At 70.9% G+C, this 5,131-nt stretch carries 5 protein-coding genes; 4 read left to right on the top strand and 1 reads right to left on the bottom strand.

The window, feature by feature from the left end; translation table 11 throughout:
• Positions 1 to 708 (top strand): FGGY-family carbohydrate kinase (locus FFS27_RS28330; RefSeq protein WP_256659678.1); only part of this gene is annotated, 708 nt, incomplete at its 5' end.
• Between the two features lie 41 nt (positions 709 to 749).
• The gene (locus FFS27_RS28325) at positions 750 to 1,682 is read left to right on the top strand and encodes a carbohydrate kinase family protein (protein WP_015502897.1); all 933 of its coding nucleotides are present in this window, start codon (positions 750 to 752) and stop codon (positions 1,680 to 1,682) included.
• A gap of 47 nt (positions 1,683 to 1,729) precedes the next feature.
• Here the strand turns inward: FFS27_RS28325 and FFS27_RS28320 are convergent, their stop codons facing one another.
• Positions 1,730 to 2,965: an NAD(P)/FAD-dependent oxidoreductase gene (locus tag FFS27_RS28320; RefSeq protein ID WP_023101250.1), complete on the bottom strand. Its 1,236-nt coding sequence runs from the start codon at positions 2,963 to 2,965 to the stop codon at positions 1,730 to 1,732.
• Between the two features lie 418 nt (positions 2,966 to 3,383).
• Here FFS27_RS28320 and FFS27_RS28310 point away from each other — a divergent pair, with 418 nt between their 5' ends.
• Positions 3,384 to 4,619, top strand: a complete 1,236-nt coding sequence (locus tag FFS27_RS28310; RefSeq protein WP_003089455.1) for an SfnB family sulfur acquisition oxidoreductase — start codon at positions 3,384 to 3,386, stop codon at positions 4,617 to 4,619.
• Positions 4,620 to 4,629: 10 nt separating this feature from the next.
• Positions 4,630 to 5,131: acyl-CoA dehydrogenase family protein (locus tag FFS27_RS28305; protein WP_171019247.1), on the top strand; the 502-nt coding region annotated here is incomplete at its 3' end.

Genomic DNA, 5,131 nt, shown 5'->3' with positions numbered 1-5,131 from the left:
CTCACCGCCAGCCTGGGCACCTCCGGCACCCTGAGCGCCTATGCCGAGCGGCCGCTGGTCAGTCCGCACGGCGAGCTGGCGACCTTCTGCGCCTCGTCCGGCGGTTGGCTGCCGCTGGCCTGCACGATGAACCTCACCGGCGCCTGCGGCCTGGTACAGGACCTGCTGCACCTCGACCTCGACGAATTCTCCCGGCTGGCCGCCCAGGCGCCGGTAGGCGCCGAGGGTCTGCTGATGCTGCCGTTCTTCGACGGCGAGCGGGTTCCGGCGCTACCGCACGCCAGCGCCAGCCTGCATGGCATGACCGCGGCCAACCTGAGCCGCGCCAATCTTTGCCGGGCGGTGCTCGAAGGCACCGCCTTCGGCCTGCGCTACGGCCTCGACCTGCTGCGCGCCAGCGGCCTGCCGGGCGAGGAAATCCGCCTGGTCGGCGGCGCGGCGAAGAGCCCGCTGTGGCGGCGGACGCTCGCCGACCTGCTCGGCCTGCCGCTGGTCTGTCCACGGCAGACCGAGGCCGCCGCCCTTGGCGCGGCGCTCCAGGCGGCCTGGAGCCTGGGCCGCGAAAGCGGCGCCGGTGAAAGCCTGGAAGCCCTGTGCCGGCGCTGCGTGGCGCTCGACGAGGCGACCCGCACCCAGCCCCAGGCGCGACGACAGGCAGCCTACGAACAGGCCTACCGGCGTTACCTGGAGCACCTGCCTCCGCGATAATGGCCGGCTTTCCTTCCTCTTCTGGCGTTTTGGAGATCTGCATGTACCTGGTGTGTGGCGAGGCCCTTTTCGATGTCTTCAGCCTGGAAAGCGCTGCGCGCAGCAACGAGCTGGGCTTCACCGCGATCGCCGGCGGCTCGCCGTTCAACGTCGCCGTCGGCCTGCGCCGGCTGGGCGTGGAGGCGGCGCTGTTCGGCGGGCTGTCCAGCGACTACCTGGGCGCGCGGCTGCGCCGGGTGCTCGAAGAAGAAGGCGTGGACTGCGGCTTCCTGGTGCCCAGCGACGCCCCGACCACCCTGGCGATGGTCGGCCTCGACGCCAGCGGCTCGGCGCAATACCAGTTCCGCGGCGAGGGCTGCGCCGACCGCCAGGTGCGCCTGGAACACCTGCCGACGCTGGATGGGCGGATACGCGGGCTGCACGTCGGCTCCTACACCCTGGTGGTGACGCCGGTGGCCGACACCCTGCTGGCGCTGGTCCGGCGCGAGAGCGGCCGGCGCCTGGTCAGCCTGGACCCCAACGTGCGCCTCGACCCGCAGCCGGACATCGACCTCTGGCGGCGCCGGGTCGAGGCCTTCGCCAGTCATGCGCACCTGATCAAGGCCAGCGAGGAAGACCTGGCCCTGCTCTACCCCGACCGCGATCCCGGCGAGGTGGCCCGCGGCTGGCTGAACCCGCGCTGCCGGCTGGTCTTCGTCACCCACGGCGGCGCCGGCGCCAGCGTGCACTGCGCCCACGGCAGCTGGAGTCGCCCGGCGGATACCGCCCTGGCGCTGCGCGATACGGTCGGCGCCGGCGATACCTTCCAGGCGGCGACCCTCGCCTACCTCCGCCGCCTCGACGCCGACAGCCCGGCCAGGCTAGCCGCGCTGTCGCGGGAAGCGATCGACGCGATGCTCGCCTTCGCCATCCGCGCGGCGGCGGTCACCTGCTCGCGGGTGGGGCCGGACCTGCCGTTCGCCCACGAGCTTTGAGGCCGGCCGTGCGGAGGGTCAGGCCGAGGGCTACCGCCCGGTAGAGCCTAGCGCCCCGGCCGCGCCAGCCACTCCCGGCCCTTGAGCATGGCGTTCCAGTACACCCAGGGCAGTACGTGGCGCTTGAGCAGCCAGGCGAAGCGGCTGGCCGCGGTGGGCTCCAGCGGGAAGGTCGGCAGCAGCTTGCCGGCGTAGCCGAACTCCGCCAGCACCACCCGGCCGCGCTCGACGGTCAGCGGGCAACCGCCGTAACCGTCGTAGCGCAGCGGCAGGCCACGGCCGCTGCGCAGGCCGAGAAGGTTCTCGGCCACCACCACGATCTGCTTGCGCGCCGCCGCCGCGGTCTTCGCGTTGGCGGTGCCGCAGACATCGCCGAGGGCGAAGATCTCGCCATGGCGGACATGTTGCAGGGTCTCCGGGTCGACTTCGCACCAGCCGGCCGCGTCGCCCAGGCCGCTGGCGGCGACGAAGGTCGGCGGCAGTTGCGGCGGCACCACGTGCAGCAGGTCGAAGTCCTTTTCCGCCAGATTGGTGTTGCCGTCGGCGTCCTTCACCTCGAACCAGGCCTTGCGCGCCGCGCCGTCGACCTTCACCAGGTTGGAATTGAACGCCAGCTCGGCCGAATACTTGCGCACGTATTCCATCAGCGGCGGAACGAAATCGGCGACACCGAACAACGCCGCGCCGGCCAGGTCGAACTCGACCTCGATGTCTTGCAGCACGCCCTCCCGCAGCCAGTGGTCGCAGGACAGGTACATGGCCTTCTGCGGCGCCCCGGCGCACTTGATCGGCATCGCCGGCTGGGTGAACAGCGCCTTGCCGCCGCGCAGGCCGCGCACCAGCTCCCAGGTATAGGGCGCCAGGTCGTAGCGGTAGTTGGAGGTGACGCCGTTGCGCCCGAGGGTCTCCTCCAGGCCCTCGATGCGCTCCCAGGCCAGGCGCAGGCCGGGGCAGACGATCAGGTTGCGGTATTCCAGGCTGCCGCCGCTCTCCAGCAGTAGCCGGCGCGCCTCGGGGTCGACCCGCTCGACACGGGTGCGCAGCCACTCCACGCCGGCCGGGACCAGCCCGGCCATCGGCCGCGCGGTGTCGCCCTGGGCGTAGGCGCCGCCACCGACCAGGGTCCAGCCCGGTTGGTAGTAGTGGGTGTCCGCCGGCTCGATCAGGCTGATACGCAACCCCGGCGAACGTTTCAGCAGGCTGGCGATCACGCCGATGCCGGCCGCGCCGCCGCCGATCACGGCGATGTCGGTGGTGAGTTCTGAAGCGTTAGCGCTCTGCATGGGAGTTCCTTCGACGATCCGAGTGGGTGGGCGCGCGCCAGGCCGCCGCGCGCGAAACCCTATCACCCTAGCAGCACGGCGCCGGCGCGCGGCATCCGGCTGTAATCCGCCGGTAACTGTTGCCCTGGCAACAGCGGAGCAACAGGCAGCGCCCGCGGACCAGCAAAAACTGTTGGAACAAACCTCCAACTCTTTGATTTTTCTATTGATTAGCAAACGGCACGGCTTGTGCAAACAGACCTGGCAGAGGCTTGGCGATCGCGCCAGCCACCTATCCGAACTGCCAGAGGTGCCCAGCGAGCATGTCGTTACCGCCTGTTTCCCCTCCCTCCTCCAGGCGTTCCACCCGCACCACCGAACCCGCGAGCCGCGCCACACCGATGCCGCTGGCGGAACCACCACGCTGCAAGGCTGAACCATGACCGACGAAACCGCACCCAAGGATCTTCGTGACCAGGCGCCCCGGCTACTCCCGGCACGCCTCATCGAGAACGACGCCCAGGCGTTGCAGGCCGCCCACGAGGTAGCCGGACTGGCCCGTCGCGAAGCGGCGCTACGCGACCGCGAACGACGCCTGCCCTGGCAGGAACTGGAACTCTTCACCCGCCTCGGCCTGGGCGGCATCGGCATTCCCCGCGCCTATGGCGGCGCGCAGGTTTCCCACGTGACCCTGGCCGAGGTGTTCCGCGTCATCTGTGCCGCCGACCCGGCCCTCGGACAGATTCCGCAGAACCAGTTCGGCCTGCTCAGCGTGATCGACAACGTCGCCAGCCCGGCGCAGAAACGCAAGCTGTTCCGTGGCATCCTCGACGGCCGCCGGCTGGCCAACGCCGGCCCGGAGCGCAATACCCGCCATACCCTGGAGCTGAAGGCGCGGGTCCGTCGCGACGGCGACGGCTACCGGGTCAGCGGCGAGAAGTTCTACTCCACCGGCGCCTTGTTCGCCCACTGGGTGGCGGTCAAGGCCATCGACGAGGAAGAGCGCGCGGTGATGCTCTTCGTCGAGCGCGGCGCTCCCGGCCTGCGCATCGTCGACGACTGGTCCGGCTTCGGCCAGCGCACCACCGCCAGCGGCACGGTGCTGCTGGACGAGGTTCCGGTAGCCGGCGACATGCTGATCCACAACGGCCTGCTGGCCGAGATCCCGAGCCTCCAGGGCGCCGTCTCGCAACTGATCCAGGCCGCCATCGACGCCGGCATCGCCCAGGCGGCGCTGGACGACGCCCAGGCGTTCGTCCGCGAACGCAGCCGGCCCTGGATCGACGCCCAGGTCGAACGCGCCAGCGACGAGCTTTACAGCATCGCCGAGGTCGGCCGCCTGCAAATCGAGCTGCACGCCGCCAACGCCCTGCTGGAGAAGGCCGGCCAGGTCCTCGACGAGGTGGCCGCGCGACCGGTGGACGCCGAGTCGGCGGCACGCGCCTCGATCGCCGTGGCCGAGGCCAAGGTGCTGAGCACCGAGATCAGCCTGGCCGCCAGCGAGAAGCTCTTCGAGCTGGCCGGCAGCCGCGCCACGCTCGCCGAGTTCAACCTCGACCGGCACTGGCGCAACGCCCGCACCCACACCCTGCACGACCCGGTACGCTGGAAGGTCCACGCGGTCGGCGACTACTACCTGAACGGCGCCCGTCCGGCGCGTCACTCATGGATCTGAGGAGCGCCCGATGAGCCTCGCACACGCTACGCGCGACAATCCCACGGCCGCTGCCCATCGCATCGGCAGCGACGACGAAGCCCTGGAAACGGCCCGCGAGCTGGCCGCCCTGTTCGCCCGCGAAAGCATCCAGCGCGACCGCGAGCGGCGCCTGCCGCTGGAAGAACTGGAACTGTTCTCCCGCTCCGGCCTGTGGGGCATCGCGGTGCCCCGCGAATACGGCGGGGCCGGCGTCTCGCGGGTGACCCTGGCGAAGGTGGTGGCGATCGTCAGCGCCGCCGACAGTTCCCTGGGGCAGATTCCGCAGAACCATTTCTACGCCCTCGAAGTGCTGCGGGTGAACGGCTCGCCGGCGCAGAAAGGTCGCCTGTTCGGCGCCGCCCTGGCCGGCGAGCGTTTCGGCAACGCCCTGGCCGAGATCGGCACGCGTACCGCCAGCGAGCGCCGTACCCGCCTGCGCGCCGACGGCGACGGCTACCGCCTGGACGGGCGCAAGTTCTACTGCACCGGCG

Source organism: Pseudomonas sp. 2VD (assembly GCF_005503585.1).
GTDB lineage: Bacteria > Pseudomonadota > Gammaproteobacteria > Pseudomonadales > Pseudomonadaceae > Pseudomonas > Pseudomonas aeruginosa.
Note: the sequence above shows the minus strand (reverse complement) of the source record. Positions and strands in the feature narration are given on the sequence as shown.

Coding starts and splice junctions, on each gene's coding strand:
- FFS27_RS28310 (WP_003089455.1), top strand. CDS start 3,384: ATGACCGACGAAACCGCACCCAAGGATCTTCGTGACCAGGCGCCCCGG.
- FFS27_RS28325 (WP_015502897.1), top strand. CDS start 750: ATGTACCTGGTGTGTGGCGAGGCCCTTTTCGATGTCTTCAGCCTGGAA.
- FFS27_RS28320 (WP_023101250.1), bottom strand. CDS start 2,965: ATGCAGAGCGCTAACGCTTCAGAACTCACCACCGACATCGCCGTGATC.